18 protein-coding genes are annotated in these 17,547 nt (G+C 45.5%); 6 read left to right on the top strand and 12 right to left on the bottom strand.

Annotation, left to right across the window (positions count from 1 at the left end):
- The first annotated feature begins 48 nt into the window (after positions 1 to 48).
- The 3 genes from F8C82_RS10600 to F8C82_RS10590 are packed head-to-tail and all read left to right on the top strand — an operon-like array spanning position 49 to position 4,288.
- Positions 49 to 639 (top strand): thymidine kinase, encoded by a 591-nt coding sequence (locus F8C82_RS10600; RefSeq protein WP_151693560.1) that lies wholly within the window; start codon positions 49 to 51, stop codon positions 637 to 639.
- Positions 636 to 3,122, top strand: a complete 2,487-nt coding sequence (locus F8C82_RS10595; protein ID WP_151693559.1) for a bifunctional UDP-N-acetylmuramoyl-tripeptide:D-alanyl-D-alanine ligase/alanine racemase — start codon at positions 636 to 638, stop codon at positions 3,120 to 3,122. The genes F8C82_RS10600 and F8C82_RS10595 overlap by 4 nt, the downstream gene beginning before the upstream one ends.
- The gene (locus F8C82_RS10590; RefSeq protein ID WP_151693558.1) at positions 3,122 to 4,288 is read left to right on the top strand and encodes an O-antigen ligase family protein; all 1,167 of its coding nucleotides are present in this window, start codon (positions 3,122 to 3,124) and stop codon (positions 4,286 to 4,288) included. The genes F8C82_RS10595 and F8C82_RS10590 overlap by 1 nt, the downstream gene beginning before the upstream one ends.
- Here F8C82_RS10590 and F8C82_RS10585 read toward each other — a convergent pair.
- The 6 genes from F8C82_RS10585 to F8C82_RS10560 all read right to left on the bottom strand — a co-directional run bounded on the left by F8C82_RS10585 (position 4,210) and on the right by F8C82_RS10560 (position 10,030).
- A complete protein-coding gene (locus tag F8C82_RS10585; protein WP_170266231.1) occupies positions 4,210 to 5,403 on the bottom strand; it encodes an O-antigen ligase family protein in 1,194 nt (397 codons plus the stop codon). The genes F8C82_RS10590 and F8C82_RS10585 overlap by 79 nt on opposite strands.
- Before the next feature lie 106 nt (positions 5,404 to 5,509).
- Positions 5,510 to 7,168, bottom strand: coding sequence for a S41 family peptidase (locus tag F8C82_RS10580; RefSeq protein ID WP_223279536.1), 1,659 nt, complete (start codon positions 7,166 to 7,168; stop codon positions 5,510 to 5,512).
- A gap of 83 nt (positions 7,169 to 7,251) precedes the next feature.
- Positions 7,252 to 7,623 carry a ribonuclease P protein component gene (gene rnpA, locus F8C82_RS10575; protein WP_151693556.1) on the bottom strand — a complete coding sequence of 124 codons (372 nt, stop codon included), beginning with the start codon at positions 7,621 to 7,623 and terminating at the stop codon, positions 7,252 to 7,254.
- 95 nt (positions 7,624 to 7,718) lie between these two features.
- Entirely contained in the window at positions 7,719 to 8,465 is a 747-nt protein-coding gene (locus tag F8C82_RS10570) for a uroporphyrinogen-III synthase (protein WP_151693555.1), read from the bottom strand.
- 35 nt (positions 8,466 to 8,500) lie between these two features.
- Positions 8,501 to 9,139: a DUF4271 domain-containing protein gene (locus F8C82_RS10565; RefSeq protein WP_170266230.1), complete on the bottom strand. Its 639-nt coding sequence runs from the start codon at positions 9,137 to 9,139 to the stop codon at positions 8,501 to 8,503.
- Between the two features lie 75 nt (positions 9,140 to 9,214).
- Complete coding sequence (locus tag F8C82_RS10560; RefSeq protein ID WP_151693553.1) at positions 9,215 to 10,030, bottom strand: T9SS type A sorting domain-containing protein; 816 nt, start codon at positions 10,028 to 10,030, stop codon at positions 9,215 to 9,217.
- Positions 10,031 to 10,136: 106 nt separating this feature from the next.
- On the opposite strand from F8C82_RS10560, the gene F8C82_RS10555 reads away from it, so the two are divergent.
- Entirely contained in the window at positions 10,137 to 11,315 is a 1,179-nt protein-coding gene (locus F8C82_RS10555; RefSeq protein ID WP_151693552.1) for an acyl-CoA dehydrogenase family protein, read from the top strand.
- A gap of 54 nt (positions 11,316 to 11,369) precedes the next feature.
- Here the strand turns inward: F8C82_RS10555 and F8C82_RS10550 are convergent, their stop codons facing one another.
- The 6 genes from F8C82_RS10550 to F8C82_RS10530 all read right to left on the bottom strand — a co-directional run bounded on the left by F8C82_RS10550 (position 11,370) and on the right by F8C82_RS10530 (position 15,777).
- A complete protein-coding gene (locus F8C82_RS10550) occupies positions 11,370 to 11,681 on the bottom strand; it encodes a DUF962 domain-containing protein (protein ID WP_151693551.1) in 312 nt (103 codons plus the stop codon).
- 54 nt (positions 11,682 to 11,735) lie between these two features.
- Positions 11,736 to 13,187, bottom strand: a complete 1,452-nt coding sequence (locus F8C82_RS10545) for a M20/M25/M40 family metallo-hydrolase (RefSeq protein ID WP_151693550.1) — start codon at positions 13,185 to 13,187, stop codon at positions 11,736 to 11,738.
- Positions 13,184 to 13,336 (bottom strand): hypothetical protein, encoded by a 153-nt coding sequence (locus F8C82_RS14755; RefSeq protein WP_170266229.1) that lies wholly within the window; start codon positions 13,334 to 13,336, stop codon positions 13,184 to 13,186. Before F8C82_RS14755 ends, F8C82_RS10545 begins: the two co-directional genes overlap by 4 nt.
- A gap of 43 nt (positions 13,337 to 13,379) precedes the next feature.
- On the bottom strand, positions 13,380 to 13,832 hold the full coding sequence (locus F8C82_RS10540) for a hypothetical protein (RefSeq protein WP_151693549.1): 453 nt from the start codon (positions 13,830 to 13,832) through the stop codon (positions 13,380 to 13,382).
- A gap of 119 nt (positions 13,833 to 13,951) precedes the next feature.
- Complete coding sequence (locus F8C82_RS10535) at positions 13,952 to 14,707, bottom strand: LytR/AlgR family response regulator transcription factor (RefSeq protein ID WP_151693548.1); 756 nt, start codon at positions 14,705 to 14,707, stop codon at positions 13,952 to 13,954.
- Complete coding sequence (locus F8C82_RS10530) at positions 14,704 to 15,777, bottom strand: sensor histidine kinase (RefSeq protein WP_151693547.1); 1,074 nt, start codon at positions 15,775 to 15,777, stop codon at positions 14,704 to 14,706. Before F8C82_RS10530 ends, F8C82_RS10535 begins: the two co-directional genes overlap by 4 nt.
- Before the next feature lie 119 nt (positions 15,778 to 15,896).
- On the opposite strand from F8C82_RS10530, the gene F8C82_RS10525 reads away from it, so the two are divergent.
- Positions 15,897 to 16,343, top strand: coding sequence for a hypothetical protein (locus F8C82_RS10525; protein WP_151693546.1), 447 nt, complete (start codon positions 15,897 to 15,899; stop codon positions 16,341 to 16,343).
- Positions 16,340 to 17,536 (top strand): GTPase HflX, encoded by a 1,197-nt coding sequence (gene hflX / locus F8C82_RS10520; RefSeq protein WP_151693545.1) that lies wholly within the window; start codon positions 16,340 to 16,342, stop codon positions 17,534 to 17,536. The genes F8C82_RS10525 and hflX overlap by 4 nt, the downstream gene beginning before the upstream one ends.
- The last annotated feature ends 11 nt before the right edge of the window (positions 17,537 to 17,547 follow it).

The raw sequence follows: 17,547 nt of genomic DNA, 5'->3' as shown, positions 1-17,547 counted from the left end.
CTTTTCTTAGCTTTGCTTTCGTTCGAAAAAGCGGTTGGAAAGTACAAAATGTTTCTCGAAAACACAGTTAATCACCAGCAACACAGTGGCTGGATAGAAGTGATCTGCGGGTCGATGTTCTCCGGAAAGACGGAAGAACTATTGCGTCGTTTAAATCGCTCAGTTATTGCACGTCAGAAGGTTGAGATCTTTAAGCCGGCTGTAGATAAGCGCTATCACGACACTTCGGTAGTGTCGCATGATAAAAAGTCGATTTCATCTACACCCGTAGAAAGTGCCGAACACATTCTGCTTCATGTCAGTAAAGATGTAGATGTGGTGGGTATTGATGAGGCACAGTTTTTTGACGAGGCCATTATCGACGTTTGCAATTCGCTAGCGAACCGTGGCGTTCGGGTGGTTGTGGCTGGACTAGATATGGACTTTGAAGGCAGACCATTTGGTCCGATGCCTTACCTGATGGCGGTTGCAGAGTATGTAACTAAAGTCCATGCGGTTTGCGTGAAGACGGGAAACTTAGCCCACTATTCCCATCGAAAAGTAGAAGACACCTCCAAAGTTCTTCTGGGTGAACAGAATGAATACGAACCCGTTAGTAGAGCAACATTTTGTGAGCTCAAAGACAAAAAGCACAAATGAATAAAGAAGGTTGGACTACCGGAGAATTAGCCAAGGTTCTCAATGCCGAGCTTTACGGTAGCTCTGATATTCACATTCATCAAGTTCTCACCGACTCTCGGCGTTTGAGCTTTCCCACCGATACGGTGTTTTTTGCTCTGCGTTCCTTCAAGAACGACGGACATCGATATATTCCCGAATTGTTTGCAAAAGGAGTGCGTGTGTTTGTGGTGGATAATATTCCTCAAGTACATCGCAGTGAAGCGGTGTTTCTCCTTGTGAAAGATACCATGGACGCACTCCACGATGCAGCATCTGCCTGGAGAAGCGCATTCCATTTCGCCGTTTTGGGCATTACGGGCAGCAATGGAAAAACAGTGGTGAAAGAATGGGTTCATCAACTTCTCCATCACCAATTCAGAATTGTCCGCAGTCCGAGAAGCTACAATAGCCAAGTTGGTGTTCCGCTTTCGCTTTTTCACATGAGAAGCGGGCATGAGCTAGGTATTTTTGAAGCAGGCATTTCTCAGATTGGAGAAATGGAAAAGCTGGAAAAGCTCATCCGACCTACCTGGGGAATTTTTACCAATTTGGGAGATGCTCATCAAGAGCACTTTGCCAATAAAGAAATCAAGTTACAGGAAAAGCTGAAGTTGTTTGAGCATGCTGAACACTTGATTTATTGCAGTGATGTAGAAATGGTTCGGAATGCCATTCTCCATAAATTTCAAGACTCTAAAGTACAGTTGCTCTCTTGGGGGCATCAAAAGGAGCACTCGGATATTTGGATAGAGAAACAACGTACCAAAGGAGCTGGAACCAAGTTGAAGGTGCACTGGAAATCAAAAGCGCTGGATGTCCATTTGCCTTTTACCGATGATGCGTCCTTAGAAAATGCAATGCACGCCTTGGCGTTCTCCTTGGCTTTTGGCGTAGGGCCGAAAGTTTTGTTGGATGGAGTGAAGCGACTCTCCTCCATTGCCATGCGCCTGGAACTTAAGAAGGCTAGGAATGATTCGGCGGTCATTAATGATTCGTATAACTCCGACCCTCAATCCATTCGTATCGCACTCGATTTTACGGGCCAACAGGCGCAATACTCCAAAAAGGTTGTCATCCTTTCGGATCTAGAGCAGAGTGGTGTGGATGATGCGGAGCTCTATCCGATGTTGGCAGAAATGCTAGAGCATAGAAAGATAGATTTGTTGATAGGAATTGGTGATCGAATCTCTGAATTTAGGAGCTCATTCCAGATTCCCGCGCACTTCTACCCCAGCACTTCCGCATTCGTCGCGGAACTTCCCCTTTTCGATTTAGGGGATTCCATCATCTTGTTGAAAGGCGCCCGTCGATTTGCCTTCGAGACCATCGCCCATCATTTGGAAGAGCGCGTTCATCAAACTGTTTTAGAAATCAATCTCAGTGCAGTTGCCCACAATTTGAACTATTTCCGCAAGCTCATCCGACCCGAAACCAAAATAATGGCCATGGTTAAGGCCTTTGGCTATGGTGCGGGGAACTACGAATTGGCGAATGTGCTAGAATATCACAACATTGATTTTTTGGCGGTGGCGTATGCCGATGAAGGTGTGGCGCTGCGTCAGGCAGGGATTACCGCCCGTATAATGGTGATGAATCCAAGTGAAGAGAGCTATGAACAAATATTGGAATACAAGCTCGAGCCTGAGATTTACTCGCTTTCAGAGTTGTATTCCTTCCATCGTTCGGTGCAGCATTATTCAGGGGAAATGCAAGATTTGGCCGTTCCTGTTCACGTAAAAGTTGACACTGGAATGCGTCGTTTGGGTTTTGAACCCGAGCAAATGGAAAGGGTAGCCGATGAGATTTTGGCAATGCCGGGTATTCGCGTGGCTTCCGTTTTTTCACACCTTGCAGCAAGCGACGATCCTTCAGAATCTGCCTTTACAGAGGCTCAGATTTCAACTTTCAGAGACGCAGCTGCTCGCTTGGAAAGTGGATTGGGTTATGTTGTTATCAAACACATTCTGAATTCATCCGGCATTCACAATTACCCTGAAGCCCAGTTTGATATGGTCCGTTTGGGGATTGGTTTGTACGGTATTTCCTCCGTGTCGTGGGAGCGCCATCACTTGAAGAGAGTGAGCCGATTGATTACCCGAATATCGCAGATCAAGAGTATTTCTCCAGGTGAATCAGTGGGATATGGCCGATCCTTCAAGGCCGAACGCTCTATGAAATCAGCAACTTTACCCATAGGTTATGCTGATGGGATTGACCGAAGATTGAGCAATGGTGCAGGCGAAGTTTGGTTGAATGGCCAACGAGCGCCTATCATTGGAAAGGTGTGCATGGACATGATTATGGTAGATGTCACTACTATTGATTGTCAAGAAGGTGATGAAGTAGAGATTTTCGGGGATCACATCTCGATCTATGAATATGCCGAACGCACAGGAACCATACCTTATGAAGTTCTGACATCTGTATCTTCGCGCGTCAAGCGAATCTATTTTCAAGAATAATGAAGAAGGCCTTAGAGATTTTGTGTGGATTGATGCTTGTGGTATTTCCCATTTGGGGACCAGGAGCTTCGTTCTTTATGATTTTGTCGGGTCTTTTGAGTGTGTACATCCTTATTCAAAACCGATCGGCTTTCGATTGGAAATTGTGGATGCCATTTGTGGCTTATATCGCTATTTACGCCTTTGGAATTCTTTGGTCAGACAATGTGGATTTGGGGATCGCTGCTGTTCGCGTGCGTTTGGGGATGATCGTTTTACCGCTCATTGCCATGGCTGCTGTTCACGTTGGAATTTCACGAAGAGGTTTATGGAGTGCAACGGCCTTGGGGTTCCTCGTTTCTATGGTGTTTATGGGGGTAGATGTGGTTTCTCATGTGTTGGACGGTGAATCATTTCGGGATAGCATCGACGGGAGTCAGCTGTGTTTGCCTTATGCCCATAGAGCTTACTTTATGAATTACCTGATGGTGGTTCTTCTGGGGTGGTTGTTTGTATACAAAGAGATGCCCAAGTGGTATTCATGGCTGTTTTACAGTTTTGTGATTGCTGTGTTCTGGACGCTTCAAGGGCGCATGAATATCGTTGCAATGATGGGAGTTTACGCCCTAGCATTATTGTACGCCATCTTGAAAAAGCAGAACAGAGTTTTGTTCGGTTCTGTGGTTGGTATCGCGATTCCTCTCCTGATGTTGATTACCAATGCAGTTCCCAATCGTTTTAATCCGGATGGAATTGAAAGCGAGTTGGCGCTTCCTGAAGACGATGCCGCTCCAACCAGCGTAGCCAGAACGTATGTATGGCTGAGTGGAATTGAAGTTTACAAACGAAATCCCATTTTGGGCGTTGGATCGGGTGATATGCACCAAGAGTTAAATGCCTATTTCGAAGAAACGGGATATACGTTCGGACTAGAGCGTAACTACAACACGCATAACGATTACATCCAAACACTGATGACATTGGGACCGATAGGATTACTGCTATTGTTGCTCCTCTTTGTACGTCCCTTGTGGAAGGCGTGGAAGTCTGTGGATATGCTGCTGGTGCTTTGGCTCCTCTATTTTGGAGTGGTGATGATGAGCGAATCTTACTTCGACAGGTTTGCCGGTGTGTTCTTATTCGCCAGTGTTACCTCATTTCTTTGGGCAACCACTAAGAGGGCATAGAATACGGCAAACCACATTACGCCAGCCTGTCTTTCTAGCATAGATTCCGTCAAGAAACTTACGGTAGCCAGTATAATAAATCCCGACGTTAAGATGTCTCCGCGTTTTGTGGCGCGAACCAGTGGAATAAATAGAATAGCCACAATTAGAAGGAACCCAATGATGCCATGTGTCATCCAAGCCTGTAGGAATACATTGTGGGCATTGTATTCCTTTTGATAGAGGTAGTAGACGTTGCTTCCATCCCAATACTTGGCGTCACAGTCTTTCAGGTTTTCTCGAAGGGCTGCATTGCCTCCGCCTGTTCCCGTTCCCAATAGCCAGTTTTCGCCGATGGTTTCGCTGGCATATTTCCATAGGTAAATGCGGTGATTGGTTTGCTTTTTATCCACCACATGGTTGATGCTGCGCAATTCGTGATACGTCTCAATGATCCGTCTTTGCGTACCCGGAAGAATGGCAATGACGGCCAAAAGAACCGCTCCAATTCCCAATCCTTTGAGAATGCCCCTTCTGGTGAGGAGGTGTTTCCGCTTTGCGGTGAGCAGTAAAGGTAAAATGGCTAGAGGAAAAGCGATAAACTGATTTCGAACCGAAAGAAGCCCTTGCGTGAGCAGGAATAATGCGATCAGAATGTAGAGCTCAATGTGTTCTATGGTTCTGAAGGATTTTCGTTTGAAGAACCAACGGAAGATGAGGATGATGATTGCAAAACTTACATACATGCCCATGTAGTGTTGGGGAACCAAGGGCCATGCCGACAAGTTTTTGTAAAAGAAATGAGAAGAGTTGCCATCTTCCAAATAAGCAAAAGTGGCAAGCATGAGGCAGAGTACAACCGATACACCCATAGCTCTTACAAAGAGCATAGTCAATCGATCGATCATTTTCTGGTTCACTACATTGAGAGCAGCCAGTCCAAGTGGCCAAGCTAAAAGTGAGATTTGGACTTGAAGATCGGCGCCACCTTCTTTTGGGAAATCGGTGTAGGTGAGTCCGATGGCCACCCATGCGTAGTAAGCGAGGATGAGCTTGAAGTAGAGGTTTGAACGAATGTTTTTGAGGTAATCCCTATCTATGAAAAACAGGAAGACTACGCCTAGTAGCATAATCATCAAGGAGATAGGGGGGAACTTCCATTGGAAGGGAAGCAAAACGACAAAAGCTGAGAGAACGAATTCCGTAGAACGTTCTCGCAGCTTTGTGTTTGTGCGCCAACTCTTAATTCTGTGGAGAAAGGAGTTGGTCATATTTTGCTCTATCACGTAATACCATCAATGCTTCTTCGATCTCTGGATCATTTCTCAGCATGAATTCAATTTCGCCTTCTTCGTAGTAATATCTACCGATAATTTCGCGCTCAAGAAGCTGTCTGATCTGTGTTTTGTACACTTCAATGTCGTCTTCCTTGCGGTCTTCATAGGCGGCCTTTAGCGAAGCGATTTCGCTATTCAATGCCTCGTTGTATCCCTCTCTTTCAGCAGCTTTTTCTAGTCGCTCTATCACTTTTTCCGTTTCCGTTACATAGTGATACTCCTTATCGCTCAAGAAGTGGAGAAAGTCGTCGTACTCTCCTTTGGTAAGTGCGAATTCAGAAGGGGAAGGCAATTGCGGGTGAGATTGGACGTACTTGGTGGCGTACTCGAACAAAAGGCCTTTTACTACAAGTGAATAGAGAACACCGCTCACTTTGTCTGGGTCAACCGCTACATCTGGATCAATACCACCTCCGTCGAGTACGGTTCTTCCATTAGCCGTTTCGAAGGCTGTTCTCAGACTGTCTGGAATACGAGCAACCGAACCATCTTCATTCCTTTCTGCGTAGTTGATGGCCTGAATACATCTGCCCGAAGGGGTGTAATACTTTGCAATAGTGATCTTCACTTGAGCGCCATAGCTGAGTGGACGGCTTTGTTGAACCAGCCCCTTGCCGAAAGAACGCTGACCAATCACAATCCCACGATCGAGATCTTGAATGGTGCCGGCTACAATTTCAGAGGCGGAAGCGGAGCCTCTATCGATGAGAACGGTAAGTGGCATTTCTGTGTCAAATGGATCGTTCAATGTGCGGTACACTTGATCCAATTCAGGCAGACGACCACGGGTGCTTACCACTTCGGTATTTTTAGGGATGAATAAGTTAGCCACGTTTATAGCTTCGCTTAAAAGTCCTCCAGGGTTGCCTCGAAGATCAAGAACAAGTGATTTCATTCCGTGATTTCTCTTGAGGTCGGTAATGGCTGCCTTTATTTCTGGACTTGCTTTGTCGGTGAAACTGCGCAATACAACGTAACCCGTTACATCGTCGATCATTCCATAGTACGGAACCGATTTTACTTGAATTTCTTCTCGTTTCAATTCTACCATCTGGCGCTCTCCGTAGCGTTCAATTTCCAGTTTAACCACACTTCCAGGAGAGCCTTTTAGCAGGTTGCTCATGTCCGATGGAGTGGCGCCCTTCATGCTTTTTCCATCTACAGAAATGATGAGGTCGCCCGATTTTAATCCGGCTTTATCCGCTGCATACCCTTTGTAAGGTTGATCGATGGCCACATAATCTCCAATGGTGCGAATGGTAGAGCCAATGCCTCCGTATTGCCCTGTTTGTTGGATGCGGAAATTTTCAACGTCATCTTCGGGAATGTAAACGGTGTATGGATCTAGCTCCTTCAACATGTCATTGATCGCATCTTCCATCAGTGCGTCTGGCTCCGTTTCATCCACGTAGTAAAGGTTCACTTCGCGGAAGAGGTTGGTGAAGATATCCAGTTGCTTGTTGATTTCGAAGTAATCTAACTTCCAAGCAGAAAGTCCGATGAGGAGCACTGCAATGCCCATAACACCCAAAAGTCGGCGGGTGATTTTCTGTCTAAACATCATGCTTATCGGGAATTTTATAGGTTCAAGAGCAGTAATGCGGAAGATACGATATTAACGCAAATGACCCTAATTGCGTATACGTCTCACTTTTTAGATTTCCACTTGTCAATGGCTTTTTCCATTACAGGTAGAAGTTCGTTGAAATCGAGCATCTCGCTAGACACATATACGATGAGGAAGGCGTATTGTACACCGTCAATTTCGCGAATGACTTCCGACTTTTGATGTCGCCATGCTTCGCGGAGGACACGCTTCATCCGGTTTCGGTCGACTGCTCTTTTAAAACGTCGCTTGCTGACCGAAAAGGCGATTTGGTAAGGACCTTCATGAGAAAGCTTAACCTCTTTCCAAACCAATCTGAGTGGAAACGCCGTGAAGCCACTCCCATTCTCCATGAGATCGGCGAACAGGGGTTTGCTGCAGAGGTGTTCAGATTTTGGAAAGCGCTTGTCCATGGCGCGAAGATAGCTCAACCAAGTTACACGCCTGAAGGGGGTAAACAAAAAAGGGCTCCGAATGGGAGCCCTTTGTATTGTGATCAGTCGGGTGATTATTTGTTCACCTTCTTGATGTATTCTTCAATCGCTTTCGTCATGGATGGAGCTTCTGGAGTAGGAGCTGGGATATCGAGGTTGAGACCTGCTTCACTCACAGCCTTTGCGGTAGAAGTACCAAATGCTGCGATTCGGGTGTTCTTTTGCTCGAAATCAGGGAAGTTCTTGTACAGGGAACGAATTCCTTCCGGCGAGAAGAACACGAGAATGTCGTAGTACACATCGGCTAAGTCGCTCAAATCGCTAGCAACTGTGCGATAGAGAATAGCTCTAGTGTAGTTGATTTTATTCTTTTCTAGGGTTGCTGGAATCTCAGGCTTAAGGATGTCAGAAGATGGAAGGAAGAAGTTCTCTCCTTTGTTCTTCTTCAACATTGGAATCAAGTCTTCGATGGTGCCATTACCGTAGTAAATCTTGCGCTTGCGATAAACCACGTACTTCTGTAAATAGTAAGCAATTGCTTCAGAGATACAGTAGTACTTCAAGTCGTTGCTAACGGCTACACGCATTTCTTCACAAATGCGGAAGAAGTGATCTACAGCATTTTTGGAAGTGAAGATAATGGCCTTGTGATCTGCTGGATTGATCTTCTCCTTGCGAACATCTGCGGCCTCTACCCCTTCCACGTGAATGAAAGAGCGGAAATCCACCTTGACCTTTTGCTTAGAAGCAAGCATGTGGAAAGGTGAATTCTCGGTTTTCGGTTCAGGCTGAGAAACCAAGATCGTCTTTACTTTCGTCATCTTTTGTACAGCGTTTCTGTTGATGTGTGTAGCGTTTAACTAACCAGAAAAATGAAAATGAGCACAGGGCTTATTTCCAAGGCGCAAAGGTACAAAAGATTGTGATACGGTCGGAGGGAAGATTTTCTCAGCAAAACGAGAGCGGTTCTGCCTAATGCCCAAAGGTAGAGTAGAATAAGAAAGATTCCGCCTGCAATTGCAAGTAATTCTCGTGGACCAATCCCGAAGCTGAGCCACCATAAGAGAGGGGTAATCCAGATGGCTGCCCATCTCAAAAACATGGATTTTTCATGCCATGCAGAACTGTAAGCTTCTTGGTCTTGAAAGATATAACCCGCTAGTTGATAAAGGAGACCTTGAAACGTGAGGAATACTCCAATAATCAAGGCGTATCGAACGGTGAGTGTCCAATCTGAAAATTGCAGTTCACTTTTTGAAACGAGCGTGATGGCCAAGGCCATGGCGGCAATGGACCAAAATTCAAGCGATCCATTGAAGAGATCCATTCTCAATTCGCTGGAATCGAAGTTGTAGTTCCTAAAGGGCAGGCGCAAGAGTCGAGTGAATCTGTGGGCGTATTGATAGCGCAAAAGTCCGATGCACAATGTACCGCCAACGAGGAGCCAAAACAACCAAGTGGAGGCGAGTTGAGGTATAAGTGGACTTTCTTGCATTTGCCAAAAATAGGGCAAAATAAAACCCCACCCATATTTAAACATACAGGTGGGGTGATAGGGTTTGGGCGAGGCTTATTTTACTGTGAAGCGCTCAGTGGTAGCCATTGATCCAGAAACGAGATGAAGGATGTAATTCCCTTTGGAAAGACGATTCACTCCAATGCGGAATTCACTGCTTTCTGAAGTTCCGTTTTCAAGAACACGACCATTCAAATCCAAGATGGTGTAGTCTACAGACGACGAGGTCTCCATAGAAATGTTCAAGTAATCAGCGGTTGGGTTAGGATATACGCTCACATCAGCGATTGCATTTTCTTCCATTCCAATACCACTAGCTTTATCCAATGTCAACATGGCTGTTCCAATGGCATCACCAGAAGTAGTACCGTTTCCATTGGCAAAGTTCACGGCAACGTACACAGCAGATTGATCTTCTGCAGTTCCAGAGTTCCAATTGAAGCTCCACGAACTACTTCCTGCGGTTGGCGTGGTGCCAGATGCTCGGTGGGTAATGAAATTGGCTCCTGTTTTTTGAGTGAGAATATCTGTTGCTGTGATGGTGCCTTGATGGGAACCACTGGCATTTTCAACACTGGCTTCAAATCCTATCTTGGTTCCCACACTACCATTCGCATTTGCGGTGATGGTAATAGTGTAATCGGTGTTTTCTACGAAACCAGTTGCTGGAATGTTGGATGTGATATCAATAGTTTGAGCTGAAATAGATGGTCCGCCTCCATGGCATCCACCAGTTGCACATGTGTTGTTGTTGGAGCCCGGACTCCCTGATCTTCCGGTGGGTGCTCCTCCGTTATTTGTAAAACCGGGTAGGGATAATCCAACTACACCAACGGCTGCTAGGGTTATAATGGATAGTGTTCTTTTCATTCTCTTGATTTGTTAATTCGATTTCATTCTCTCCGTACGTAAAGGTCATATTTTTGGTTGCTTATGCTTAACTAACCCTTACATTTGTCGTTCAAAATGTAACACAATGGCTCAAGACTTATTCCAATCTCCTGACTATTACGGTATAGATGACCTACTATCCGAAGAGCACAAGCTCGTTCGTCAGGCGACGAGAGATTGGGTAAAACGCGATGTTTCCCCAATAATTGAAGATTACGCTCAACGCGCTGAATTTCCTAAGCAGTTAGTTGCTGGCCTTGCTGAGGTAGGTGCATTTGGTCCTTACATTCCAGAAGAATATGGTGGACCTGGCCTCGATCAAATCAGCTATGGTTTGATGATGCAAGAAATTGAGCGCGGCGATTCAGGTGTTCGTTCTACCTGTTCCGTTCAAAGTTCATTGGTGATGTACCCAATTTACGCGTACGGTAACGAGGAGCAGCGCCGCAAGTACCTTCCGAAATTGGCCTCTGGCGAGTTTTTGGGAAGCTTCGGTCTAACGGAGCCTAACTTTGGGTCTAACCCAGGGGGGATGGTGACCAATTTCAAGGATATGGGCGACCATTACTTGTTGAACGGAGCAAAGATGTGGATTTCCAATGCCCCTTTCTGTGATATCGCCGTAGTTTGGGCGAAAAACGAAGAAGGCAGAATTCACGGCTTGATTGTAGAGCGCGGTATGGAGGGATTCACTACTCCAGAAACGCACAATAAGTGGAGCCTTCGCGCCAGTGCAACAGGGGAGTTGGTATTTGATAACGTAAAAGTTCCAAAAGAGAACTTGCTTCCTAATAAGTCGGGCCTTGGGGCACCGCTTGGTTGTTTGGACAGCGCGCGTTACGGTATTGCATGGGGTGCCATCGGTGCAGCCATGGATTGTTATGATACCGCACTTCGTTATTCGAAAGAGCGCATTCAATTTGGTAAGCCAATCGCTGCCTTCCAGCTTCAACAAAAGAAGTTGGCTGAAATGATTACCGAAATCACCAAAGCACAGCTTCTCGCTTGGAGATTGGGTGTGCTTAAAAATGAGGGAAGAGCAACTTCTGCTCAAATCTCCATGGCTAAGCGCAACAACGTTGACATGGCGATTAACATCGCTCGTGAAGCACGTCAAATGTTGGGCGGCATGGGGATTACCGGAGAGTACAGTATCATGCGACACATGATGAACCTTGAGTCGGTTATTACCTACGAAGGAACCCACGATATTCACTTGTTGATTACCGGTATGGACATCACAGGTGAGAATGCCTTTAAGTAAATAGCATTCTTCTATAAAAGAGAAAGCCGCTCAATCCGAGCGGCTTTTTTTGTTTTATCCAAATTGAATCTGTCGGGTGAGCAATTGCCAAAACATGATGAAATCACTGGCTAAAGAATACCCGGGGTATTTAAAAGTCGCCGGTTTGTTCTTCTCAAAAAAGAAGTGTCCTACCCAGGCAAAACCATAGCCCAACAGGGGAATAACGGCGAAGAATTTCCAGTTCAAGGTGATTACGAAAACGATAAAAGAGAGGATCACCAGTCCGGTTCCAATGAAGTGCAATATCCTCGTTGATCTCTTTTGGTGCTCACTCAAGTAGTACGGGTAAAAAGCTCGTAAGCTTGTGTATTCCTTTTGGCTCATACCATGTGGTTATTGGTTTCACTGAATGTACAAAAAGAACGAATAGACTGTATATCAGTTCGAAAGACTGGATATGGCATCCATGTAGAAAACAATGGCGTTCTCAAAATCGTTCACGCTCACGCGCTCGTTCACGCCATGCAGCCTCGCTAGGTCATCACCTTTAAAGCGGAATGGGAGGAATCGATAAACGTGGTCTGATACGTCCGTCATATATCGTCCATCGGTTGCACCGAGAACCAAGTAAGGGGCAATGAGACAATCGGGGTAATTGCGTTTTACCACATTGGCAAATTCCAAAAATTCTGGAGCCTTGTGATCGGAAATAGGAGATGGGTTCTCGGAAAAATCGTCGTGAACGGTGATTTTTACAGGAAGACCACTCAGGGCTTTTTCGTAATGGGCTATGACAGTCTCCTCTGTTTCGCCAGGAAGAATTCGAGAATTGAAAGTGACCAAGGCGCGCATGGGAATCACATTATCTTTAATGCCAGCTCTTGTTATGGTAGGTGTGCACGTGGTGTGAACCAATGCTGCTCCACTTGGCTTGGCGCTATAGGCATTGATAATGACGCCTTCAAACGCCCATCTATTGGCAGCGGCCATGCGGGTGGTGAAGGAGAAATGTGGACCTAAGTATTCTAGGAACCCTTCCATGGAACCGCAAAGTCTAGATTCAAACGGATGATTCCTCAGGGCGTTGATAACATCAGCAGCCAATGTGATGGCGTTAGTGTCTTGTGGCATGGAGCTATGTCCTCCTTCAAAGTGCGTTTCTACATCTAGACTGATATAGCCTTTTTCAGCGGTTCCAATCAAAGCGACAGATTGCTCTAGGCCCGGAATGATTCCCTCGGAGATGATTCCACCTTCATCCAATACCAACCGAAATCGAAGTCCGAGTTTCTCAAAATGTTGAGCGATCAATTGTGCGCCATTTTTGCCGCCAATTTCTTCATCCTGACCAAAGGCAAAATACACGTCGTGCTCTGGAATAAACTTGTTCTTAGCGAGCGCTTCCATTGCTTCAAAAATGGAAATCAATGCGCCTTTGTCGTCAAGCGCACCACGGCCATAAATGTAATCGCCCTGCACAAGATCGCCGAAGGCAGGGTATTCCCAATTGGCATTTTGATCAATGGGAACCACATCTTGATGAGCCATAAAGAGTATAGGCTGATTGGCACTTTTTCCATTCCACTTGAGGAGTAGGCTGTGGGTGCCAAAGGTATCTACCTCTAGAGTGGAAAAAACGGTGGGATAGGTCTTGCCAAGCCAGTTGTGAAAGTGATCAAAGGTCTCTGTGTCCATCATAGCAGGATGATGACTAATGGTGGCAAATGAGATGGCTTGAGCGAGGTGTTCGGCGGCCGAATCGAGTGGTTGATGGGAAGATTCAACAGCTTCTGCTGCCGGTTGAATGTCGGGTACAGAATAGGTTTTCACGAGGATGATGCCCACTAAAATGACAATCATCCCCACAACGAGGCCAAGAAATTTTTTCATTCGGATTCAGACTTGCGCACCATGCTCTTCACCTTCTTGTATCCTGAGATCAAGCGGTTGTTTTCTGGACGCCATAAACAAAGTGGACCTTCCACATTTGCTTTGCGCATTCCGAGCTTCTCTAATATGTTGGGTGCGGTCGTTCGCATTGGACATTGAAGTTAGGCAATGTCATGCGAGAATCCTATTCACCTAGAAATAAATTCTGTACTGAAACATAGGAAGTAATCCGATGGAATAAACCTTTACTTCTTCTTGTGCTGCTGGATCATACATTACATTTTGAATGTTGTTACGATTGGTGGCATTTTGTATGTCGATCGCCCATTCTTGCGTGACTTTTCGACCCTGCATACGATAGGCTACCCTTACATCAAGCCGCATGTACATTGGTAGTTGAAGTCCGTAAACTTGAGTTTCATCATAAACAGTTCTTCCTTCTTGCTGACTTTTTAGAAAGTCAATGGGTGTGTAGCGCTGACCACCGGAACCGATGAAACTTCCATCGAGGGTAATGCTATGTCTAGTTGAGGCCGTTGTGTTTTTAGTCAATACAAACTCTTTTCCCCTCACGGTTTGTTGGAGCGGTTGAGCAAGAGCTGACAAGCTCATGGTGAACATAGCGAGAACTACAAGCTTTTTCATATCGGTTCATTTTACCCATACAATCTCCGCCTGTTGAGTCGCTTCTTCCTGACTATTTGGAGTGAATGCCTTTTTATACTGAGTGAAATTCTTCTTGGTAAGAATGGAAGAACCCCATTTCAGTTACCAAGCCATTCTTTGAAAGCTCTGCTTCGATCTGAACTCACGCTCGCTTCCTTTTTTGAAGCGGGGTTGAGGTCTACAAGAAGGCGACTTTGTCCGTAGGGATGGACGCGCTCCACACTGTCGATGTGAGTAATGATCGCTCGGTTCAGACGAAAGAAGTAATCGGGGTTTAATCGCTCTTCCAACTGACTCAAATTACTCTCCACAAGATATTCTATACCTTTTTTGTCAATCAAGAAAGTGAACTTTCCATCGCCCATAAAGTGAGCTACATCTGAAGCGGGTATCATTTTGAAGTGTTGACCTTCGGGTACGAGGAATCGTTCTTGATAGGCTCTATTACCGCTTTTGAATTTCTCTAACGCGCTCAATATTTCAGAGGAGGAAGAAGAGGAATTTCGGAACCTTTCGAGCTTTCCGAAAGCGCGTTGTAAGTTGTCTTTGGAGATGGGTTTCAGCAGGTAGTCTACGCTGGTGATTTCAAAGGCCTTTAGCGCGTATTCGTCGTAAGCGGTGGTAAAAATTACAGGACATTTTACTTCAATTTGCTGGAAGAGTTCAAAGGAAAGTCCATCACTCAAGTGGATATCGGCCAAAAGTAAATCGGGGTGATCTTCACGAAAGTGTGCAATCGCATTACTCACGCTGTCGATGGGGTTCGCTATCTCGGCATCGGGTTGAAGTTGGCGAACGAGGGCTTGCAATTTCTTGCCTGCCAATTCTTCGTCTTCTAGAATCCAAATTTTCATACAGCACTATTTTTTAATGGAACACGAGCTTCAGCGGTGTCTTCTGGAATCAGTGGAATGCACACTCGATAGGGATCTGATTTTTGCACCCTGATGCTTGGAGCCCCAATGAGACGCAATCGCATTTGTAGGTTTTCTAAGCCTGTTCCCGTTCCAGGTGTGGGATTGTTTTTGGGGCGATATGCATGACTCACACAAAGGTGAGAGTGCTCGGTATAAAGGCGAATCACCAATGGATTGGATCGACTCATTTGATTGTGCTTGATGGCATTTTCGAGCAATTCTTGCAAGGCCAGTGGCAATAAGTACTTGCTCTTTTCTTCTTCGGGAATGTCATATTCAATTTGCAACGCAGAGGCAAAGCGCTCCTTCTGTAAGGTGAGATAGGCCTCCACAAAGCGGAGCTCCTCCTTTAGCGTGATCAGTTCATCTTCCTTCTTTTCCAAGAGTCGACGATAGAGTAGCGAAAATTCATCGATGAAATTTACTGCTCTAGGAATATCCCGATCTACTTCTAACATGGCCGAAAGCGTGTTCAGACTGTTAAATAGGAAGTGGGGTTGGACCTGTGCGCGCAACTGATCCAATTCGGCCTGTATTTGTTGTTTCTCCAAGCGTTGAACACGGGTAAGACTATCTCTCCACAGTTTAAAGAACTCAATTCCTTCCATGATGAGGAGTACGATCAGCGTGATCGTTAGTCCAAAGGTGATGTTGGAGATGTAGTGAGCTCGGATGTTGCGAATTCCCTCAAAGACCTCTAAGCTCAGAGTGATAATGAAAGCCTGCCATGCGGTACTCAATACAAAGCAAAGAACCAGTTCGAGCACAATCCGTTTGGATACGCTTTTCTGCCACGGAAAGTGTAGCTGAAGCCAGCGCAGAATGAGAGAGTTGATCACATAGAGACCAACGGTTACCAAGAGGGAGTATATTAAGTTGAGAAAACCTTGAGAAACATCCTGACTCATTTTGCCGTCGTACAGCAAATCCATCCCCATAAAAAAGAGAATGGGGAACAGGCTAATGAAGGCTATGGCGTAGTAATCGCCTTTTCGTAAGAATGACATAATTCGAAAGTACGCTAATCCAAAAGGGCGTGAAATATCAAAAGGAATGAATCCCCTAAAAATTGGAGTGGAGGTCACGCTCGCCCTTTGTACATTTGCTGTTCAAAAAATTGGAAAATATGTACACACCACTACTACATACACACTGGCTATTGGCCATCTTGGTTTTGCTAACCATTGCTGTTGGCGTCTTGAAATTTGCCAGTGGATACTTTGGAAAGAAGAGCTTTGGAAAGTTAGACGATAAGTTGAGTTTGTTCGGATTGATTTTCGCTCACCTTCAACTCGTAGTAGGCTTGGTACTCTACTTTGTATCTCCATTGGGATTCAAAGCTTTTGAAACAGGCGAAGCAATGTCAAATGCCGCATTGAGATTTTACAGTGTAGAGCATATTGCAATCAATATTATCGCGATCGTAGTTATTACAATTGGTAGAGCGGGTATCAAGCGCAAGACTACCGATGCAGCGAAGTTTCGTCATGTGTTGATGTATTTTACAGTGGGCTTCCTACTGTTGTTAACCCGCGTCCCTTGGGAAAGACTATTTGAATTGCCAGGTGCATGATTGAAATAAAGCCCAGATCTTCAGAAAGAGAAACTGCTGTTTTGGTTGGTATTATCAACCGATGGCAAGATGAAGAGAAGAGCGCGGAATATCTTGACGAACTCGAATTTTTGGCAGATACTGCCGGTTCGGATGTCGCCAAAAGATTCACTCAGAAATTAGACGTTCCTCATCCTAAAACCTTCTTGGGTTCTGGGAAGATGGATGAAATCCAAAGCTATGTCAAAGAACACGACATTGACATGGCTATTTTTGATGATGAACTCACACCTTCACAGCTCAAGAACATTGAGCAAATGTTGAAGTGCAAGGTGCTGGATCGTACCAATCTCATTCTCGACATCTTTGCGGCTCGTGCCCAAACGAGTTACGCGAGAACACAGGTAGAGTTGGCTCAATATGAGTACCTCTTGCCGCGATTGACCCGAATGTGGACTCACCTCGAGCGCCAGAAAGGGGGTATTGGTATGCGCGGTCCGGGGGAAACTCAAATTGAAACCGACCGCCGTATTATTCAACAGAAGATTAGTCTTCTGAAGGAAAAACTCACCAAAATTGACAAGCAGATGGCCACCCAGCGCGGGAACCGTGGAAGCTTGGTACGCGTAGCATTGGTGGGGTATACCAACGTTGGGAAGAGTACTTTGATGAACCGTATGGCCAAGAGCGAAGTGCTGGCTGAGAACAAGCTCTTTGCAACTTTGGACACCACAGTTCGAAAGGTGGTAATCGACAATTTGCCATTCCTTCTTTCAGATACGGTAGGGTTCATTCGAAAACTTCCTACGCAATTGGTAGAGAGTTTTAAGAGTACCTTGGATGAGGTTCGAGAAGCGGATGTGTTGATCCACGTGGTGGATATTTCGCACTCCAATTTTATGGAACACATTGAATCCGTAAACGAAACCATTGGCGAAATTGATGGTCAGGAGAAACCTACGATCATGGTGTTTAACAAGATTGATTTGTACAAACACGAAGAGCCAGAGGTAATAGATCCAGAAGAGGAATTAGAGGAGCGCTATTGGACGTTGGAAGACTGGGAGCGCACGTGGATGTCTCGCATGAACGGAAATGCGGTGTTTATCTCTGCGGAGAATAAGACCAATATGGACGAGCTGCGAAAAACCATCTACAAGGTTGTTTCTGAGATTCATTCCAAGCGCTTTCCATTTGAAAACTTTCTGTATTAATCGACTGACCG

Source organism: Phaeocystidibacter marisrubri (assembly GCF_008933165.1).
GTDB lineage: Bacteria > Bacteroidota > Bacteroidia > Flavobacteriales > Schleiferiaceae > Phaeocystidibacter > Phaeocystidibacter marisrubri.
Note: the sequence above shows the minus strand (reverse complement) of the source record. Positions and strands in the feature narration are given on the sequence as shown.

Coding starts and splice junctions, on each gene's coding strand:
- F8C82_RS10545 (WP_151693550.1), bottom strand. CDS start 13,187: ATGAAAAAATTTCTTGGCCTCGTTGTGGGGATGATTGTCATTTTAGTG.
- rnpA (WP_151693556.1), bottom strand. CDS start 7,623: ATGGACAAGCGCTTTCCAAAATCTGAACACCTCTGCAGCAAACCCCTG.
- F8C82_RS10595 (WP_151693559.1), top strand. CDS start 636: ATGAATAAAGAAGGTTGGACTACCGGAGAATTAGCCAAGGTTCTCAAT.
- F8C82_RS10555 (WP_151693552.1), top strand. CDS start 10,137: ATGGCTCAAGACTTATTCCAATCTCCTGACTATTACGGTATAGATGAC.
- F8C82_RS10590 (WP_151693558.1), top strand. CDS start 3,122: ATGAAGAAGGCCTTAGAGATTTTGTGTGGATTGATGCTTGTGGTATTT.
- F8C82_RS10535 (WP_151693548.1), bottom strand. CDS start 14,707: ATGAAAATTTGGATTCTAGAAGACGAAGAATTGGCAGGCAAGAAATTG.
- F8C82_RS10600 (WP_151693560.1), top strand. CDS start 49: ATGTTTCTCGAAAACACAGTTAATCACCAGCAACACAGTGGCTGGATA.
- F8C82_RS10560 (WP_151693553.1), bottom strand. CDS start 10,030: ATGAAAAGAACACTATCCATTATAACCCTAGCAGCCGTTGGTGTAGTT.
- F8C82_RS10550 (WP_151693551.1), bottom strand. CDS start 11,681: ATGAGCCAAAAGGAATACACAAGCTTACGAGCTTTTTACCCGTACTAC.
- F8C82_RS10530 (WP_151693547.1), bottom strand. CDS start 15,777: ATGTCATTCTTACGAAAAGGCGATTACTACGCCATAGCCTTCATTAGC.
- F8C82_RS10585 (WP_170266231.1), bottom strand. CDS start 5,403: ATGATTATGCTACTAGGCGTAGTCTTCCTGTTTTTCATAGATAGGGAT.
- F8C82_RS10565 (WP_170266230.1), bottom strand. CDS start 9,139: ATGCAAGAAAGTCCACTTATACCTCAACTCGCCTCCACTTGGTTGTTT.
- hflX (WP_151693545.1), top strand. CDS start 16,340: ATGATTGAAATAAAGCCCAGATCTTCAGAAAGAGAAACTGCTGTTTTG.
- F8C82_RS10540 (WP_151693549.1), bottom strand. CDS start 13,832: ATGAAAAAGCTTGTAGTTCTCGCTATGTTCACCATGAGCTTGTCAGCT.
- F8C82_RS10525 (WP_151693546.1), top strand. CDS start 15,897: ATGTACACACCACTACTACATACACACTGGCTATTGGCCATCTTGGTT.
- F8C82_RS10580 (WP_223279536.1), bottom strand. CDS start 7,168: ATGATGTTTAGACAGAAAATCACCCGCCGACTTTTGGGTGTTATGGGC.
- F8C82_RS14755 (WP_170266229.1), bottom strand. CDS start 13,336: ATGCGAACGACCGCACCCAACATATTAGAGAAGCTCGGAATGCGCAAA.
- F8C82_RS10570 (WP_151693555.1), bottom strand. CDS start 8,465: ATGACGAAAGTAAAGACGATCTTGGTTTCTCAGCCTGAACCGAAAACC.